Raw genomic sequence first — 17688 nt, forward strand, 5'->3', positions numbered from 1 at the left:
AGGCGGCTTCCCGATGCACGTACGAACCGATTTCCCGTACGTCACGACCCGCGAGGACGTGACGATCCCCCTCGCCGACGGCACGCACCTGTACGCGCGGATCTGGCGGCCCGTGACGGACGAGCCCGTACCGGCGCTGCTGGAGTACCTCCCGTACCGGTTGAGCGACTGGACCGCCCCGCGGGACTCCCAGCGCCATCCCTGGTACGCGGGCCACGGCTACGCCTCGGTGCGCGTGGACGTGCGCGGGCACGGCAACAGCGAGGGCCTGCCGGGCGACGAGTACGACGCCCAGGAGCTGAGCGACGGCGTGGAGGTGGTGAACTGGCTCGCGGAGCAGTCCTGGTGCACGGGCAGGGTCGGCATGTTCGGCATCTCCTGGGGCGGCTTCAACTCCCTCCAGATCGCCGCGCTCGCGCCCGAGCCGCTCAAGGCGGTCGTCACCGTGTGCTCCGCCGACGACCGCTACGACAACGACGTGCACTACACGGGCGGCTCCGTGCTGGCCGTCGACATGCACGCCTGGGCCGCGACGATGCTCGCGTTCGTGTCCCGGCCGCCGGACCCGGCGCAGGTCGGCGACGCGTGGAAGGACATGTGGCTGAAGCGGCTCGACGCCGTGGACCCGTTCATCCACACCTGGCTGTCCCACCAGACCCGCGACGACTACTGGCGGCACGGCAGCGTCTGCGAGGACTACTCGAAGATCGACGCGGCCGTCCTGGCGGTCGGCGGCTGGCACGACCCGTACCGGGACACCGTCCTGCGACTGGTCGAGCACCTCGACCCGGCGAAGGTACGGGGACTGATCGGCCCGTGGTCGCACCAGTACCCGGACCGCGGGCTTCCGCCGGGACCCGCCATCGGCTTCCTCCAGGAGACCCTGCGCTGGTGGGACCAGCACCTCAAGGAGGAACCGACCGGGATCATGGACGAGCCCCTGCTGCGCTCCTGGATCAGCGAGTCGCACCCGCCCGCGACGGCCTACCCGGAACTCCCCGGCCGCTGGGTCGCCGACGCCGCCTGGCCGTCGCCCCTCGTCACTCCCGTCACGTACGGGCTGCGGGGCACGCCCGTGGTGGTCGACTCGCCGATGCACACCGGGCTCGACGCCGGACGGTTCTTCCCCTTCGGCAACGACTCCGACCTGCCGCCCGACCAGCGCGACGAGGACGCCAGGTCGGCGTGCTTCGACTTCCCCGTGCCCCAGGCGCCGATCGAGATCCTGGGCCGGGCGAAGGTCCGGCTGCGCCTCACCGTGGACGTCCCCCGGGGCCAAGCGATCGCCCGGCTCTGCGACGTGGCGCCCGACGGGTCGTCCACGCTGGTCACCCGGGGCGTACTCAACCTCTCCGCCCGCCACGGCCGCGACCGCGTGGACGCGTGGACGCCCGGCGCGACCGAGACCGTCGAGTTCGAACTGAACGGCATCGGGCACACCTTCCCGCCCGGCCACCGCGTCCGGCTCTCCGTCTCCTCCGCCTACTGGCCGTGGATCTGGCCGCAGGCGGGCTCGGCGGGCTTCGTGCTCGACCCGGCGGGTTCGGAACTGGAACTTCCGGTACGGCCGCACACCGAGTTCCCGGACATCCGCTTCGAAGAACCGGAACAGTCGGCTCCGTTGGACGTGGAGTTCCCCGCCGACCCCGACCCACGTCCCGAGCGACTCGTCGTACGGGACGTCGCCAAGGGCGAGTGGAAGCTGGAGGTCGACCCGCGCTACGGCGGTACGCGGATCTACCCCGACGGCCTCGAATTCACCGAGGACGCCCTGGAGACGTACACGATCGACGAGCGCGACCCCCTGTCGGCACGCACCCGGTCCGACTGGACGATCAGGCTCCGGCGACCGGAGAGGGCGTGGGACACGGAGATCACGACCCGCTCCGAGATCACCTGCGACGCGGCCGACTTCCTCACCCTCAACGAGGTGACCTGCAAGGACGGCGGCGAGGTGGTGTTCCACCGCGTGTGGGAACGCCGCATTCCGCGTACCGCGGGCTAGGTTCCGGGCACGGGCGCAGCCCCCTCCGTACGGGACCGTCGAAGCGGAGACGGTCGTGCTCGCGGCAGGCGGCGGCGACCGCGGGCGGCTCGTCCGGGTCGACGCCCGCGGCGCCGGGCGGGAGGGACACCGCGACGGCCTGGGCCGGGCCGGACGCGGTGCCGCGGCGCGACGGGCTCCAGCACGCCGACGCGGTGCCGCACCCGGGACGGCAGCACCTGCTGGACCCCGGCCGCGGCACGCAGCCGGCAGGACGGTGGAATCCGGCGTTCAGCTAGGACGAAAGCTGTCCTAGGTGCGACCTAGGTTGTTTCCATGAGCCGAAACGAGCAGGTCATCCCGTTCCGCATCGACGTCCCGCAGCACGAGCTGGACACCCTCCACGCGAAGCTGGACGCCACCCGCTGGCCGACTCCGCTGCCCGGGGACGGCTGGGCCACCGGCGCACCGACACAGTGGCTGCGCGCGCTCGTCGCGTACTGGCGGGAGACGTACGACTGGCGGGCGGCGGAGCGCGAACTCAACGAGTACCCGCAGTTCACCACCGAGATCGACGGTCAGCGCATCCACTTCCTGCACGTCCGCTCCCCCGAGCCCGACGCGCTCCCGCTGGTGCTGACGCACGGCTGGCCCGGGTCGGTCGTGGAATTCCTCGACGTCATCGGGCCGTTGACCGACCCGCGCGCACACGGCGGCGACCCGGCGGACGCCTTCCACGTGGTCGTGCCCTCCCTCCCCGGCTTCGGCTTCTCCGGCCCGGTCGCGGAGAGCGGCTGGGACACCCCGCGGATCGCCCGCGCCTGGGCGGAACTGATGAACCGACTGGGGTACGACAGGTACGGGGCCCACGGCGGCGACCTCGGGGCGCGCGTGTCGCCGGAGTTGGGGCGGGTGGCCACGGAGCACATGGTGGGCGTCCACGTGAACGGCGACCCGGGTCCGATGCCGGACCCTCCGCTCGCGGAGGCGGAGCTGGCGTCGATGACCTCTGTCGAGCGGGACCGGATCGCCCGGATCGAGGCGTACATGGAGGACGAGTACGGCTACATGGCCATCCAGTCGACCCGCCCGCAGACACTCGGCTACGGGCTGATCGACTCGCCGGTCGCCCAACTCGCCTGGATCATGGACAAGTTCCGCGAGTGGACGTACCCGCGCTCCGAACGGCCCGAGGAGATCCTCGACCGGGACCGGCTGCTGACGAACGTGATGCTCTACTGGCTGACCGGAACGGCCGCGTCCGCCGCGTACGTGGGCTACGCCCAGGAGCAGGGCTGGGGCGAGCCCAACAAGGACTCCGGCGTCCCGACGGGCGTTCTGGTACTGGCGCACGACGTGGGCATCCGGCGGTACGCGGAACGCGAGAACACGATCGTACGGTGGACGGACGTGACCGACCGGGGCGGCCACTTCGCCGCGCTGGAGGAGCCGGACCTGCTGACGACGGACATTCGGGAGTTCTTCCGGGCGTTGCGGTAGGGGCGTGCGGGCCGGTGCGGGTCGTGGGGTGCCGCCCGGGGACGCTCGGCGCGGGGTCCGGAAGTCGCTCGGCGCGGGACGCCAGGCCCCGGAGTTACCGGCTCCGGGGCGCCCGGCTCCGGAGGTACCCGGCTCGGAAGGCCCCGCACCCCGGAAGGTGCCCGGCTCGGAAGGCACCCGGCTCGGGGACGCCCCGGGTGCTCAGCCTCCTCCGCCGTGGCTGGCCGCCTTGTCGCCGTCCACCGCACCGCGGACCGCCTTGGCCGTCCACTCCTGCTTGGCGAGATCGCGCATCGCCGCGCGCACGGGGCGGGCCGCGCGGCCGGGGAAATGGCGGTTCGCCAGGTCGGTGGCGGAGAGGAGGGCGGCCAGCAGCCGGTCGCGGGGATCGGGGAAACCGGACTTCGCCGCCACGGTCAGCCGACGGTGGAGCGGAGCCGACCGGTCCGGTCCTGCGGCCGGATGGCGGACCACCGGGAAGAGGCCGAGGACGCGCCTCGACTCGCGCCGCAGCACGCCCCGTTCGACCAACCGGTCCAGGTAGAGCCCGGTCGCCTCGCGCCGGGTGCGCCGGATGAAGGAGGCGGTGCGGATGCTGCCGTCCCGCCCCTTCCCCGGCCCTGGCAGTCCGGCGAGCATCCGCACCGCCACCGGGTCGGCCGCCGGCCCGGAGGTCAGGGCGGGCGGCGGGACGTGGGTGCGGACGCGCACCCTGCTGCGGTCCCGCTCCACGCAGCCCGCCCCGTCCAGGACCGTGAGGACGGCGCCCGCCACCCCGTACTCCAGGTAGCGGAGGCTGACGCGCGCACCGCCCTTCTCGGGGTGGAGGCCGAGCAGCAGCAACTCCTCGGGCAGGGACAGGTACGGCTCGTGCGACGGGTCGGCGGGCATCAGGACGTCAGCCTCCTGCATGGGGACCGGGGTCTCCCGTACAGGCTTCCCCGACGCCCGGGGTTCCAGCCCTCCGGCGACCCCGCCACGCCGGGTCCGGGCCACGGCAGGCCGCAGCGTCGACCGCACGCGGCCCCGGTCGGCCCGGTACCCGGCGGGCCGCGGAGTCCCCTCGGCCGGGTGTCAGCCGGCCGCCACGATGCGCCCCGTGACCTCGCCCAGTCCCACGCGCGTGCCGTCCGGGCCGGGGGCCCACGCCGTCAGGGTGACCTCGTCCCCGTCCTCCAGGAACGTCCGCTTGCCCTCGGCGAGTTCGATCGGGTCGCGTCCGTTCCAGGTCAGTTCGAGCAGCGAACCGCGCTGGCCGGTCTCGGGACCGCTGACCGTGCCCGATCCGTACAGGTCGCCCGTGCGCAGCGACGCCCCGTTGACCGTCATGTGCGCGAGCTGCTGCGCCGCCGTCCAGTACATGCCGGCGAACGGCGGCTCGGCGACGACCTGGCCGTTGATCGCCACGGAGATGCGCAGGTCGAAACCGCCCGGGTCCTCGTCCTCCGCGTCGTCCAGGTACGGGAGCAGCGGGAGGTCCCTGGCGGGCGGGGCCACGCGGGCCGCCTCCAACGCCTCCAGCGGTGTCACCCACGCCGACACCGAGGTGGTGAACGACTTGCCGAGGAAGGGGCCCAGCGGAACGTACTCCCAGGCCTGGATGTCGCGCGCCGACCAGTCGTTGAGGAGCGACAGACCGAAGACGTGGTCGCGGAAGTCGGCCAGCGCGACGGGCCTGCCCAGCTCGGACGGCGTGCCGACGACGAAACCGACCTCGGCCTCGATGTCCAGCTTCACCGAAGGGCCGAAGACGGGCGCGGGATCGGTGGGCGCCTTGCGCTGACCGGCGGGGCGCACCACGTCCGTCCCGGAGACCACGACGGTGCCGGACCGGCCGTGGTAACCGATCGGCAGGTGCTTCCAGTTGGGCGTCAGCGCGTCGCCGTCCGGGCGGAAGATCCTGCCGACGTTCGTGGCGTGGTGCTCGCTCGCGTAGAAGTCGACGTAGTCCGCGACCTCGTACGGCAGGTGCAGCGTGACCGCGCCGAGCGGGTGCAGCAACGGCTCTATGTCCTCGCGGTGCGCGGGGCTGGTGACCCAGGCGGTGAGCGCGCGGCGCACGTCGCGCCAGGCGGTGCGGCCCGCCGCGAGCAGCGGGTTGAGGGTGGGCTGGGCGAGGAGCTGGGCGTACGGGGAGCCGAGCGCCAGGGCGGCGGCTCCCGCGTCCAGCACATGGCCGCCGATACGGACTCCGACGCGGCGCCGCTCGGGCGCGTCCGCGGTGGAGAACACGCCGTAGGGGAGGTTGTGCGGACCGAAGGGGTCGCCCTCGGGGACGTCGAGCGGGGACGCTGGCGTGGACTGCTCGGGCATGGGGTACTGCCTCGCTTTCCGGGTCGTTGGCACACACGTTACGTGGGGGACGCCTGACACGGCAGGGGGCAAAGAGTTCCCAATGTCCGGTAAGCCCGTGCGGGCGGCGAGAATTCCGCCGGGCACCCGTCACGCCACGAACGAGTGCGGCGGGCGATGGCCGGCCGGTCCTCTCACTGGTCGCGCCGCTGTGCGCCGGTGACGGCGAGCACGGCCGCGGTCAGCGCCCACACCGCGTAGACGGTCCAGGCTCCGCCGGTCGTCCACGGGTAGTCGGTCTGCGGGGTGCCGACCTCCACGAGCCGCAACCACGCCTGGTAGAGCGTGGCGTGCCCGGCGACCGCCGACCAGTGGCGCCCGTCGGAGAAGACGAGGGGCAGCACGAGGATGACCGCCACCGAGGCGACCAGGGTGGCCGAGGTGTGCCGGACGACGGAGCCGATGGCCATGCCGACGACCGCGCACACGGGCGCCAGGAGGGCGGACGCCACGACGACGCGCAGGGCGCCCGGGTGGCTGATCGGGATGCCCGCGTCCCGGCCGTCGAGGATCGCCTGCGTCAGGACGAACGAGGTCCCCGCGACGACAGAGCCGAAGACGCCGGCGACCGCCGTGACGACCACCGTCTTGGCGGCCATCACCGAACGGCGGTCCGGGACGGCCGCGAACGTCGTGCGGATGGTGCCCGTGCTGTACTCGCCGATGATCGCGAGGGCGCCGATGGCACCGAGGGCGAGCATCATGACCATGGCGGCGTTCGCGGTGAACGCCTCCTGGAGCGGAATTCCGGCCCGGACGTAGTCGGCCGGGTCCGCCGCGCCCCGCTCCGGCCAGTGGCTGTAGGTGTCGTAGGCGGTTCCCGCGTTGAACGCCGTGACGGCCAGGGCGGTGGCCCCGTACGCGATCCACGTGGAGCGCAGCGACCGGAGCTTGATCCACTCGGCGGCCACCAGGTCGAGGAAGCGGGCGCGGGGCTCGTCGGCGCCAAGTCCGCCGACGGAGGCGTATGCACTGGTCATTGGGGGTCTCCTGCGAGGTATTGCACGCTGTCGGCGGTGAGTTCCATGAACGCCTCCTCCAAGGAGGCGGACCGGGTGCTGAGGTGGTGCAGCGGAATGCGGTGCTCCATGGCGAGCTCACCGATCCGGACCGCGGTCGCTCCGGTCACGGCCAGCAGGTCGCCCGTCGCGTCGACGGCCGCGCCTTCGGCGGCCAGCAGCCCGCTCAGGACGGCAGCGGCAGGCGTGCCCACCGTGACGCTCTGCCGGGTGCCGCGGGCGGAGAACTCCGCGAGGCTCTCCGCCGCGATCAGCTCGCCGCGGCCGATGACGATCAGCTGGTCGGCGGTGTGCTCCATCTCGGACATGAGGTGGCTGGAGACGAAGACCGTGCGGCCCTCGGCGGCGAGCCGCCTGAACAGGTCGCGCACCCACTTCACGCCTTCCGGGTCGAGGCCGTTGAGCGGTTCGTCGAACAGCAGGACCGGCGGTTCGCCGAGCAGGGCGGAGGCGATGCCGAGCCGCTGCTTCATGCCGAGCGAGAATCCGCCGATGCGGCGCCGGGCGACCTCGGCGAGGCCGACCTCCCGCAGCACCTCCTCCACCCGGCGCTGCGGGATGCGGTTGCTGCGGGCGAGGGCGGACAGCTGAGCCTCCGCGCTGCGCCCGCCGTGCACGTCGTGCGCGTCGAGAAGGGAGCCGACGTGGCGCAGACCGCGGGGGCGGTCGCGAAAGGAGCGGCCGTCGACGGTGACGGTGCCGCTGCTGGGCTCGTGCAGGCCGAGGATCATCCGCAGCGTGGTGCTCTTGCCCGCACCGTTCGGACCGAGGAACCCGGTCACCTGGCCGGGGCGCACGGTGAAGGTCAGTTCGTTGACGGCCGTCGTGCTGCCGTATCGCTTCGTGAGTTCGTTGACTTCGATCACGGGGACCACAGTGCCGGTGGGCAACCGTGCCCGTAGTCGGACCACCGATGACAATCGCAGAGCCCGGTGGTCAACCGTGGTTGTACTGCCACGGTCGGATGTCCCGTCAGGTGCGGATGCCTACGATCAAGGCATGCCAGCCTCAGCACCGCTCCCGTTGCCGCTGCTCACACGCATACCGCCCGGCCTGTGGACGGCGCTCGCGTGGTACGCGGCCGCGGTGCAGCCCATCGTCGAGTACGTACTGATGCCCCCGCAGCGGTCGTACTCGCTCAACTACCCCCGGGGCGGGCTCGACTCGCTCGCAGCTCAGGCGTTGCTCGCCCTCGCCTTCGTGCTGGTCCTGGCCGGCAGCGTGCTGTTGCGCCGCCGGACGTCCGTGGCGTACGGCCTGGTGATCGTCGGCACGGTCGTCTCGACGGTGGCCTGGCGGCAGGACGAGATTCCGCCCCTGCAGTTCCTGGCCGTGGATGTCGCCCTCTGCTACATCGCGGCCACCCGGCCCCGGCGGAGCTCGCTCACCGCGGCCGCCGCGGCGCTCGCCGTGCTCGGCGGCCATCTCGTCCTGCGGGTGGTCACGGCGGACGATTCCGGCGTCGCGCAGGAGCCGTTCGTGGCCCTGACCGTGGCCATCGCCTGGCTCATCGGCAACTCCTCGCACCAGGCCCGCGCCCACACCGCGGAGTTGCACGCTCGGGCGGCGGCCGAGGCCGTCACCGCCGAACGGCTGCACATCGCGCGCGAGATGCACGACACGGTCGCCCACAGCATCGGCATCATCGCCCTGCAGGCCGGCGCGGCGGCCCGGGTCGTCGAGACCCAGCCGGCCAGAGCCCGCGAGGCGATGCTCACGGTGGAGACGGCCGGCCGCGAGACGCTGGCCGGGTTGCGCAGGATGCTCGGCGCACTGCGCCAGGCCGACCAGGACGAGGAACACACCGGCCCGGGACATGCGCCCGCTCCGGCGTCCCTGCGACCGGCCGCCGGCCTGGCGAACGTGGAACGGCTCGCCTCGACCACCACGGCCGCCGGAGTGCGCGTGGACGTGCGGTGGCAGGGCAGGCGCCGCCCGCTCCCGGCCGACGTCGACCTGGCGGCCTTCCGGATCGTCCAGGAGTCGGTGACCAACGCCGTACGGCACTCGGGTGCCGCTTCCTGCCGGGTGCGCCTCGACTACCGCGACGACGAGCTCACCGTCGAGGTCTCGGACCGCGGCAGCGGCGGCACCACCGGCAAGGGCACCGGGTACGGTCTGATCGGCATGCGGGAACGGGTCGCCCTGTTGCACGGCGACTTCAGTGCCGGGCCGCGCACGGGGGGCGGTTTCCTCGTCACGGCCAGTCTCCCCATACCGGTAGGAACCGAGGCAGAAGCGAAGGCGGTGGCCGGATGACCATCCGTGTCGTGCTCACCGACGACCAGCCCCTGGTCCGGGCCGCCCTGCAGATGGTCATCACCGACACCGCGGACATCGAGGTGGTGGGCGAGGCGGGAGACGGCGCGGAAGCGGTGCGGCTGACGGAGGAACTCGCCCCCGACGTCGTGGTGATGGACCTCCGGATGCCCGGCATGGACGGCATCGAGGCCACCCGGCTGATCACCACGGGCACCGGCTCCACCCGCGTCGTCGTCCTGACGACCTTCGACGACGACGACTACGTCTACGGGGCGCTGCACGCCGGCGCCTCCGGGTTCCTCGTCAAGGACATGGCCCTGGACGACATCCTCGCCGCAGTCCGGATCGTTGCCGCCGGGGACGCGCTCATCGCACCGGCCGTCACACGTCGGCTGATCAAGGAGTTCACCGCCCGACCCGCATCGACACCGCCGCGGGCGGAGCTCGGCGGCATCACCGACCGGGAACGCGAGGTGCTGACCCTGGTCGGGAGAGGTCTGTCCAACACGGAGATCGCGGCAGAGCTCTTCATCAGCGTCGCCACCGCCAAGACCTACCTGACCCGCCTGCTCGCCAAGCTCCATGCCCGCGACCGGGTGCAGCTGGTGATACTGGCCTACGAGGCGGGCCTGGTGGCTCCGTCTAAGTGAGCGGACGAACCCGTTGAGCACGGGCACGGGCCCGCGGTGCGCGAGCCGTCCCGGGCGGGTCCGCTCCCGCCCCGCCCGCCGTCGCCACGCCGGCTGATCGAAGTGGCGGCTCGCCCTCGGCCGTCACCGGGGGCAGGAGGGCGGGGCTGCCCGGCGCGACGGTCTGCGGGCCCGGCAACTTCCCGGGGCCGGATCGGCGGGGGCGGTGACGGACACCGGCCGCGAGCGTCCCTCGGGCAGGCGGGCAGGCGGGCAGGCGGGCAGGACCCTGACCGTGCCCGCACCAGCACCCGCACCCGCACCGTGCCGGCCCCGATGCCCGCGCCGGTCCCGGCACCCGCCTAATCCTCCGGCGGCGGTTCCATGTCCCACTCCGGCTCCGCGGCCCAGTCCCACTCCGGCTCCGCGGCCCGCCCGCCCCGAGCCGGAGCCGAGGTGGCAGCCGGGGCCGAAGACCGTCCGGACGCCGGGGCCGCAGACCCGCCCGGTGTCGACGCCGACGCCGGAGCCGGGACCGAAGCCCGCACCGGCGCCTCCCCCGACGTCCCACCCGGAGCCTGTACGGACGCCGCTGCCCCGGTCGTCCCACCCAGCCCCGCGAGGACTTCCAGCACTCCCTCGCCGTACGTGGCCAGCTTCTTCTCGCCCAGCCCGCCGACCTGGCCCAGCTCCTCCATCGACCCCGGCCGCACCGTCGCGATCTCCTGCAACGTCGCGTTGTGGAAGATCACGTACGGCGGAACCCCCTGTTCCTTGGCCAGGTCCGTCCGCCAGGCTCGCAGCGCCTCGAAGACCGGCACGACCTCCGCCGGGAGGTCCACCGCCGCCGCCTTCGGCTTCCGCTCGCCGCGCGAACCCCCGACCCCACGCGCCGCCGCGGCCCGCTTCGGTTCCTTGCGCAGCCGGATCTCCCGCTGTCCCCCGAGGACCGCCCCGCTCGCCTCGGTCAGGACCAGCGTCCCGTACTCGCCCTCGACGGCCAGCAGCCCCTGGGCGAGCAGCTGCCGCACCGCGCCACGCCATTCGGCCTCGGTGAACTCCTGACCGATGCCGAAGACGGACAGCTGATCGTGGTCGAACTGGATGACCTTCGCGGACTTCTTCCCGAGCAGGATGTCGATGATCTGCCCGGCCCCGAACTTCTGCCGCCGCTCCTGCTTGAGCCGCCACACCGTCGACAGCACCTTCTGTGCGGGCACGGTCCCGTCGATGGTCTCCGGCGGGTTCAGACAGGTGTCGCAGTTCCCGCACTTCTCGGCGGTCGCCTCCTGCCCGAAGTACGCGAGCAGCTGCCCGCGTCGGCACTGCGCGGTCTCGCACAGCGCGAGCATCGCGTCCAGGTGGGCGGCCGCCCGTCGGCGGAAGGACTCGTCGCCCTCGCCGCTCTGGATCATCTTCCGCTGCTGGACGACGTCCTGGAGCCCGTACGCCATCCAGGCCGTCGACGGCGCCCCGTCACGCCCCGCGCGCCCGGTCTCCTGGTAGTACCCCTCCACGGACTTCGGCAGGTCCAGGTGGGCGACGAACCGCACGTCCGGCTTGTCGATGCCCATCCCGAAGGCGATGGTCGCGACCACCACCATCCCGTCCTCCCGGAGGAACCGCGCCTGGTTGCGCGCCCGCGTCCCGGAGTCCAGCCCCGCGTGGTACGGCACGGCCTCGATGCCCTGCCGGCACAGGAACTCCGCGGTGGTGTCCACGGACTTCCGCGACAGGCAGTAGACGATGCCCGCGTCCCCGGGGTGCTCCTCCTTGAGGAAGGCCAGCAACTGCTTCTTCGGCTCGACCTTCGGAACGATCCGGTACTGGATGTTCGGCCGGTCGAAGCTGGCGACGAAGTGCCGGGCGCGGGGCATGCCGAGCCGCTGGGTGATCTCCTTGTGGGTGGCCGCCGTCGCCGTCGCGGTCAGGGCGATCCGCGGCACGTCGGGCCAGCGCTCCCCCAGAACCGACAGGCTCAGGTAGTCCGGCCGGAAGTCGTGCCCCCAGGACGCCACGCAGTGCGCCTCGTCGATGGCGAAGACGGAGACCTTCCCGCGCGACAGCAGCCCCAGCGTCGAGTCCAGCCGCAGCCGCTCCGGCGCGAGGTACAGCAGGTCGATCTCACCGGCGAGGAACTCCGCCTCGACCGTCCGGCGCTCGTCGAAGTCCTGCGTGGAGTTCATGAACCCGGCGCGCACGCCGAGCGCCCGCAGCGCGTCCACCTGGTCCTGCATGAGGGCGATCAGCGGCGAGATCACCACGCCCACGCCGGGCCTGACCAGGGACGGGATCTGGTAGCAGAGCGACTTTCCGGCACCGGTGGGCATGAGGACGACCGCGTCGCCGCCGGCCACCACGTGCTCGATGATCTCCGCCTGCTCGCCGCGGAACGCGTCGTATCCGAAGACCCGGTGCAGCGTCCGCAGGGCATCGCTCTCCGCGACTCCCGCTCCCGCGCGCAGGTCGGGCGTGCCCGTACCGGCCGCCGCCGCACCCGGCGTCTCCGCACCCGGCGTCCGCGTACCGGTCGTCCCGTCCGTGCCGTCCACGTCCACCATTGCGCTCGACCCACTCATCCCGTTCGTCACGCCCGTCACGTTCATCGCGCCGTCCCCCGTATCCGATTCGCCGCCCACCCACCACGGTAGAGGCCGGCACCGACAACCCGGACCAAAAGCCGCCGCCCGGCACCCCCACGAAGGGGCTGCCGGGCGGCCGCATTCCAGACGTACCAAGGGCTACCGGACGAAAGTCCCCGCCTGCCCCGCCAGATCCAGGAAGTACTGCGGCGCGACGCCGAGCACCAGTGTCACCGCCACCCCCACCCCGATCGCCGCCATCGTCAGCACCGACGGCACGGCGACCGTGGGGCCGTCCGCCTTCGGTTCGCTGAAGAACATCAGCACGATCACCCGGATGTAGAAGAACGCGGCGATCGCCGACGACAGCACGCCGACCACGACCAGCACCCCGGCCCCGCCCTCCGCCGCCGCCTTGAAGACCGCGAACTTGCCCGAGAACCCGGAGGTCAGCGGAATGCCCGCGAAGGCCAGCAGGAACACCGCGAAGACCGCCGCGACCAGCGGCGAGCGCCGTCCCAGCCCGGCCCACTTCGACAGGTGCGTCGCCTCGCCGCCCGCGTCGCGCACCAGCGTGACGACGGCGAAGGCGCCGATCGTGACGAAGGAGTAAGCGAGCAGGTAGAAGAGGACGGACGAGATCCCGTCCGGGGTGGCCGCGATGACACCGGCCAGGATGAACCCGCCGTGCGCGATCGAGGAGTACGCGAGCAGCCGCTTGATGTCGGTCTGGGTGATGGCGACGATCGCGCCGCCCAGCATGGTGACGATCGCGACGCCCCACAGCACCGGCCGCCAGTCCCAGGTCAGGCCCGGCAGGACGACGTACAGCAGGCGCAGCAGCGCGCCGAAGGCCGCGACCTTGGTGGCCGCCGCCATGAATCCGGTGACCGGGGTGGGCGCGCCCTGGTAGACGTCCGGGGTCCACATGTGGAAGGGGACCGCGCCGACCTTGAAGAGCAGACCCATCAGGATCATCGCCATGCCGATGAGCAGCAGTGCGTCGTTGCCCATGGTGCCGGCGAGCGCCGGGTCGATCTGCTGGACGGTGCCGTCCACGACGTCGGCGATCTTCGCGTACGAGAGGGAGCCCGCGTACCCGTAGAGCAGCGCGATGCCGAACAGCAGGAACGCGGAGGAGAACGCGCCGAGCAGGAAGTACTTCACGGCCGCTTCCTGCGACATCAGCCGCTTGCGGCGGGCGACGGCGCACAGGAGGTACAGCGGCAGCGAGAAGACCTCAAGCGCGATGAAGAGGGTAAGCAGGTCGTTCGCCGCCGGGAAGGCGAGGAGCCCCGCCACCGCGAACATCGCGAGCGGGAAGACCTCGGTGGTGGCGAAGCCCGCCTTGACGGCGGCCTTCTCGGCGGCGCTGCCGGGCACGGCCGCCGCGTCCGCCGCGAAGGAGTCGACGCGGTTTCCGTGCGCCACCGGGTCGAGCCGCCGCTCGGCGAAGGTGAAGACGGCGACCAGCGACGCCAGCAGGATCGTCCCCTGGAGGAACAGTGCCGGACCGTCGACCGCGATGGCGCCCTCGGCCGCGATCTGCGCCTTCGTGGTGGCGAAGCCGCTCGTGGCGAGCCCGATGATCGCCGCGAAGGCCGCGGCGATCGCGACCTCCGCGATGAACAGCTGGACGTAGTAGCGGCCCTTGCGCGGTACGAAGGCTTCCGCCAGTACCCCGAGCACGGCCGCGCCGACGACGATCAGGATCGGCGCCAGTTGCGCGTACTCGATGGTCGGCGCGTCGAAGGTGGCCCCCGGGGCGCCCGGGGGTGGGGCCGCCGCCAGACTCGTCCACAGGGTGTGGACAGATGTTGCGCTCACTTCGCGGCCTCCACTTCAGGCTTGGGGTCCTGCTTGTTCACGTCCTGCATGGTGTGGGTGATCGCCGGGTTGACGATGTCGGTCAGCGGCTTCGGGTGGACGCCGAGCCCGATCAGCAGCACGATCAGCGGGACGGCCACCGCCAGTTCCCGCGCCTTGAGGTCGGGCATGCCGCTGACCTCGGCCTTCACCGGGCCGGTCATGGTGCGCTGGTAGAGCACCAGGACGTACAGCGCGGCGAGCACGATGCCGGTGGTGGCGATGATCCCGACCACCGGGTACGCGGCGAACACGCCCACCAGCACCAGGAACTCGCTGACGAACGGGGCGAGTCCCGGCAGCGACAGCGTGGCCAGGCCGCCGATCAGGAAGGTTCCGGCGAGCACCGGGGCCACCTTCTGTACCCCGCCGTAGTCGGCGATGAGCCGCGAGCCGCGCCGGGAGATCAGGAAGCCCGCGACCAGCATCAGCGCGGCGGTGGAGAGTCCGTGGTTGACCATGTAGAGCGTCGCGCCGGACTGGCCCTGGCTGGTCATCGCGAAGATGCCCAGGATGATGAACCCGAAGTGCGAGATCGACGCGTAGGCGATGAGCCGCTTGATGTCGCGCTGACCGACGGCGAGCAGCGCCCCGTACACGATGCTGACCAGCGCCAGGACGAGGACGACGGGCGTCGCCCACTTGCTGGCCTCCGGGAAGAGCTGGAGGCAGAAGCGCAGCATCGCGAACGTGCCGACCTTGTCGACGACCGCCGTGATGAGGACGGCCACCGGGGTGGTCGCCTCGCCCATCGCGTTGGGCAGCCAGGTGTGCAGCGGCCACAGCGGGGCCTTCACCGCGAAGGCGAAGAAGAAGCCGAGGAACAGGAGGCGTTCGACGTTGGTCGACATCTCCAGCGTCCCGGCCGCGCGCATCTCGGCGATCTCCGAGAGGGAGAACGTGCCGGCGACGACGTACAGGCCGATGACGGCGGCCAGCATGATCAGGCCGCCGACCAGGTTGTAGAGGAGGAACTTGACGGCGGCGTAGGACCGCTGGGTCGCCGCCGCCTCGTCGGTGCCCGCGTGCGCCCGGTCACCGAAGCCGCCGATGAGGAAGTACATCGGGATGAGCATGGCTTCGAAGAAGATGTAGAAGAGGAAGACGTCGGTGGCCTCGAAGGAGAGGATCACCATCGCCTCGACCATCAGGATCAGCGCGAAGAAGCCCTGGGTGGGCCGCCAGCGCTTCGACTGCGTCTCCAGGGGATCGGCGTCGTTCCACCCGGCCATGATCACGAACGGGATGAGCAGGGCGGTCAGGGCGATCAGCGCCACCCCGATGCCGTCCACGCCCAGTTCGTAGCGGACGCCGAAGTCCTTGATCCAGGAGTGCGACTCGGTCAACTGGTAGCGGTCGCCGCCCGGTTCGAACCGCACGAGCACGATCGCGGCCAGCGCGAGGGTGCCGAGCGAGAACAGCAGCGCGAGCCACTTGGCGACCGTGCGGCGGGCGGCCGGTACGGCGGCGGTGAGGATGGCACCGGCCGCCGGGAGGACCGCCGTCGCGGTGAGCAGGGGAAAGGACATCGTGATCAGACCGCCCTCATCAGCAGGGTCGCGGCGATGAGGATCGCCGTACCGCCGAACATCGAGACCGCGTACGAGCGGGCGTAGCCGTTCTGGAGCTTGCGCAGCCGGCCCGAGAGCCCGCCGACCGAGGCGGCGGTGCCGTTGACCACGCCGTCGACCACCGAGTGGTCGAGGTAGACGAGCGAGCGGGTGAGGTGCTCGCCGCCGCGGACCAGGACGACGTGGTTGAAGTCGTCCTGGAGGAGGTCGCGGCGGGCGGCCCGGGTGAGCAGCGAGCCGCGCGGGGCGACGACCGGCACGGGCTTGCGGCCGTACTGGAGGTACGCGGCGGCCACACCGAGCAGCAGGACCGCGATCGTCGCGCCCGTGATGACGGGTACGGAGATCGGCGGGTGCGGGTGCTCGAACCGGGTCACCGGGGCCAGCCAGTTGGCGAAGCGGTCGCCGATGGCGAAGAAGCCGCCCGCGAAGACCGACCCGAAGGCGAGCACGATCATGGGGATCGTCATCGACTTGGGCGACTCGTGCGGGTGCGGCTCGGTGCGGGCGGCGTGCGTCTCGGCGGCGGGCTCCACGTCCGGCTCCGCCGGGGACGCGGTGGCCTTGTTGCGCCAGCGCTCCTCGCCGAAGAAGGTCATCAGCATCACGCGCGTCATGTAGAACGCGGTGAGGCCCGCGCCCAGCAGGGTGGCCGCGCCGAGGATCCAGCCCTGGGCGCCGCCCGCGGCGAACGCCGCTTCGATGATCTTGTCCTTGGAGAAGAAGCCGGACAGACCGGGGAAGCCGATGATCGCCAGGTAGCCGAGGCCGAAGGTGACGAAGGTGACCGGCATGTACCTGCGCAGGCCGCCGTACTTGCGCATGTCGACCTCGTCGTTCATGCCGTGCATGACGGAGCCCGCGCCGAGGAAGAGCCCGGCCTTGAAGAAGCCGTGCGTCACCAGGTGCATGATCGCGAAGGCGTAGCCGATCGGGCCGAGCCCGGCCGCGAGGATCATGTAGCCGATCTGCGACATCGTCGATCCGGCGAGCGCCTTCTTGATGTCGTCCTTGGCACAACCGACGATCGCACCGAACAGCAGCGTGACCGCGCCGACGACGGTCACCACCAGCTGGGCGTCCGGCGCGGCGTTGAAGATCGCGCCGGACCGGACGATCAGGTAGACGCCCGCGGTGACCATGGTCGCCGCGTGGATGAGGGCGGAGACCGGGGTCGGGCCCTCCATCGCGTCGCCGAGCCAGGACTGCAGCGGCACCTGCGCCGACTTGCCGCACGCGGCGAGCAGCAGCATCAGGCCGATCGCGGTGAGCTTGCCCTCGCTCGCGCCCTCCGCGGCCCCCAGCACCGGCCCGAAGGCGAAGGTCCCGAAGGTCGTGAACATCAGCATGATCGCGATGGACAGGCCGATGTCACCGACGCGGTTGACGAGGAACGCCTTCTTCGCCGCCGTCGCCGCGCTGGGCTTGTGCTGCCAGAACCCGATGAGCAGGTACGAGGCGAGACCGACGCCCTCCCAGCCGAAGTACAGCAGGAGGTAGTTGTCGGCGACGACGAGCAGGAGCATCGCCGCGAGGAACAGGTTCAGGTAGCCGAAGAAGCGCCGACGGCGTTCGTCGTGCTCCATGTAGCCGATCGAGTAGACGTGGATCAGGGTGCCCACACCGGTGATCAGCAGGACGAAGGTCATCGACAGCTGGTCGAGCTGGAAGGCGATGTCCGCCTGGAAGTCCGCGACCGGGATCCAGCTGTACAGCTTCTGGTGCAGGGCGCGGTCGCCCGCGTCCTTGCCGACCATGTCGAAGAAGAGGACGGCGCCGATGCCGAACGACGCCGCGGCGAGCAGCGTGCCCAGCCAGTGGCCGGCCTTGTCCAACCGGCGGCCGCCGCACAGCAGTACGGCCGCTCCGAGCAGTGGCGCCGCGACGAGCAGCGCGATCAGGTTCTCCACTTTGCTTCCGACC

At 71.8% G+C, this 17688-nt stretch carries 12 protein-coding genes; 4 read left to right on the forward strand and 8 right to left on the reverse strand.

Translation table 11 applies throughout. The annotated features are described in order from the left end of the window. Positions 1-13: 13 nt before the first annotated feature. Both ACQPZG_RS14640 and ACQPZG_RS14645 read left to right on the forward strand, forming a co-directional pair. Complete coding sequence (locus ACQPZG_RS14640; protein ID WP_433546203.1) at positions 14-2005, forward strand: CocE/NonD family hydrolase; 1992 nt, start codon at positions 14-16, stop codon at positions 2003-2005. Positions 2006-2320: 315 nt separating this feature from the next. Further along, positions 2321-3484: an epoxide hydrolase family protein gene (locus ACQPZG_RS14645; RefSeq protein ID WP_433546204.1), complete on the forward strand. Its 1164-nt coding sequence runs from the start codon at positions 2321-2323 to the stop codon at positions 3482-3484. 201 nt (positions 3485-3685) lie between these two features. Here the strand turns inward: ACQPZG_RS14645 and ACQPZG_RS14650 are convergent, their stop codons facing one another. From ACQPZG_RS14650 to ACQPZG_RS14665, 4 genes are all read right to left on the reverse strand, one after another. Next, entirely contained in the window at positions 3686-4396 is a 711-nt protein-coding gene (locus ACQPZG_RS14650) for a GOLPH3/VPS74 family protein (protein ID WP_433546205.1), read from the reverse strand. Between the two features lie 162 nt (positions 4397-4558). Beyond that, complete coding sequence (gene fahA / locus ACQPZG_RS14655) at positions 4559-5797, reverse strand: fumarylacetoacetase (RefSeq protein WP_433546206.1); 1239 nt, start codon at positions 5795-5797, stop codon at positions 4559-4561. A gap of 173 nt (positions 5798-5970) precedes the next feature. Next, positions 5971-6816, reverse strand: coding sequence for an ABC transporter permease subunit (locus ACQPZG_RS14660; RefSeq protein ID WP_433546207.1), 846 nt, complete (start codon positions 6814-6816; stop codon positions 5971-5973). Beyond that, positions 6813-7721 carry an ABC transporter ATP-binding protein gene (locus tag ACQPZG_RS14665; protein ID WP_433546208.1) on the reverse strand — a complete coding sequence of 303 codons (909 nt, stop codon included), beginning with the start codon at positions 7719-7721 and terminating at the stop codon, positions 6813-6815. Before ACQPZG_RS14665 ends, ACQPZG_RS14660 begins: the two co-directional genes overlap by 4 nt. Before the next feature lie 133 nt (positions 7722-7854). Between ACQPZG_RS14665 and ACQPZG_RS14670 the strand changes: the two genes are divergently transcribed. Both ACQPZG_RS14670 and ACQPZG_RS14675 read left to right on the forward strand, forming a co-directional pair. Further along, positions 7855-9114, forward strand: coding sequence for a sensor histidine kinase (locus tag ACQPZG_RS14670; RefSeq protein WP_433546209.1), 1260 nt, complete (start codon positions 7855-7857; stop codon positions 9112-9114). Further along, positions 9111-9767 carry a response regulator gene (locus ACQPZG_RS14675; protein WP_433546210.1) on the forward strand — a complete coding sequence of 219 codons (657 nt, stop codon included), beginning with the start codon at positions 9111-9113 and terminating at the stop codon, positions 9765-9767. The genes ACQPZG_RS14670 and ACQPZG_RS14675 overlap by 4 nt, the downstream gene beginning before the upstream one ends. A gap of 341 nt (positions 9768-10108) precedes the next feature. On the opposite strand, the gene recQ is transcribed toward ACQPZG_RS14675, so the two are convergent. The 4 genes from recQ to nuoL form a co-directional block, all read right to left on the reverse strand. After that, positions 10109-12307 carry a DNA helicase RecQ gene (gene recQ / locus ACQPZG_RS14680; RefSeq protein ID WP_433549410.1) on the reverse strand — a complete coding sequence of 733 codons (2199 nt, stop codon included), beginning with the start codon at positions 12305-12307 and terminating at the stop codon, positions 10109-10111. Between the two features lie 180 nt (positions 12308-12487). Then, the gene (gene nuoN / locus ACQPZG_RS14685) at positions 12488-14155 is read right to left on the reverse strand and encodes an NADH-quinone oxidoreductase subunit NuoN (protein WP_433546211.1); all 1668 of its coding nucleotides are present in this window, start codon (positions 14153-14155) and stop codon (positions 12488-12490) included. Continuing rightward, complete coding sequence (locus ACQPZG_RS14690; RefSeq protein WP_433546212.1) at positions 14152-15723, reverse strand: NADH-quinone oxidoreductase subunit M; 1572 nt, start codon at positions 15721-15723, stop codon at positions 14152-14154. The genes nuoN and ACQPZG_RS14690 overlap by 4 nt, the downstream gene beginning before the upstream one ends. Before the next feature lie 5 nt (positions 15724-15728). Then, the gene (gene nuoL, locus ACQPZG_RS14695) at positions 15729-17675 is read right to left on the reverse strand and encodes an NADH-quinone oxidoreductase subunit L (RefSeq protein ID WP_433546213.1); all 1947 of its coding nucleotides are present in this window, start codon (positions 17673-17675) and stop codon (positions 15729-15731) included. Positions 17676-17688 lie beyond the last annotated feature (13 nt).

Source organism: Streptomyces sp. CA-294286 (assembly GCF_050947155.1).
Taxonomy (GTDB): domain Bacteria; phylum Actinomycetota; class Actinomycetes; order Streptomycetales; family Streptomycetaceae; genus Streptomyces.

What these genes read in the sequence shown, in the direction of transcription:
- ACQPZG_RS14640 (WP_433546203.1), top strand. Translation starts at nt 14, where the DNA reads ATGCACGTACGAACCGATTTCCCGTACGTCACGACCCGCGAGGACGTG.
- ACQPZG_RS14645 (WP_433546204.1), top strand. Translation starts at nt 2,321, where the DNA reads ATGAGCCGAAACGAGCAGGTCATCCCGTTCCGCATCGACGTCCCGCAG.
- ACQPZG_RS14650 (WP_433546205.1), bottom strand. Translation starts at nt 4,396, where the DNA reads ATGCAGGAGGCTGACGTCCTGATGCCCGCCGACCCGTCGCACGAGCCG.
- fahA (WP_433546206.1), bottom strand. Translation starts at nt 5,797, where the DNA reads ATGCCCGAGCAGTCCACGCCAGCGTCCCCGCTCGACGTCCCCGAGGGC.
- ACQPZG_RS14660 (WP_433546207.1), bottom strand. Translation starts at nt 6,816, where the DNA reads ATGACCAGTGCATACGCCTCCGTCGGCGGACTTGGCGCCGACGAGCCC.
- ACQPZG_RS14670 (WP_433546209.1), top strand. Translation starts at nt 7,855, where the DNA reads ATGCCAGCCTCAGCACCGCTCCCGTTGCCGCTGCTCACACGCATACCG.
- ACQPZG_RS14675 (WP_433546210.1), top strand. Translation starts at nt 9,111, where the DNA reads ATGACCATCCGTGTCGTGCTCACCGACGACCAGCCCCTGGTCCGGGCC.
- recQ (WP_433549410.1), bottom strand. Translation starts at nt 12,307, where the DNA reads ATGGTGGACGTGGACGGCACGGACGGGACGACCGGTACGCGGACGCCG.
- ACQPZG_RS14690 (WP_433546212.1), bottom strand. Translation starts at nt 15,723, where the DNA reads ATGTCCTTTCCCCTGCTCACCGCGACGGCGGTCCTCCCGGCGGCCGGT.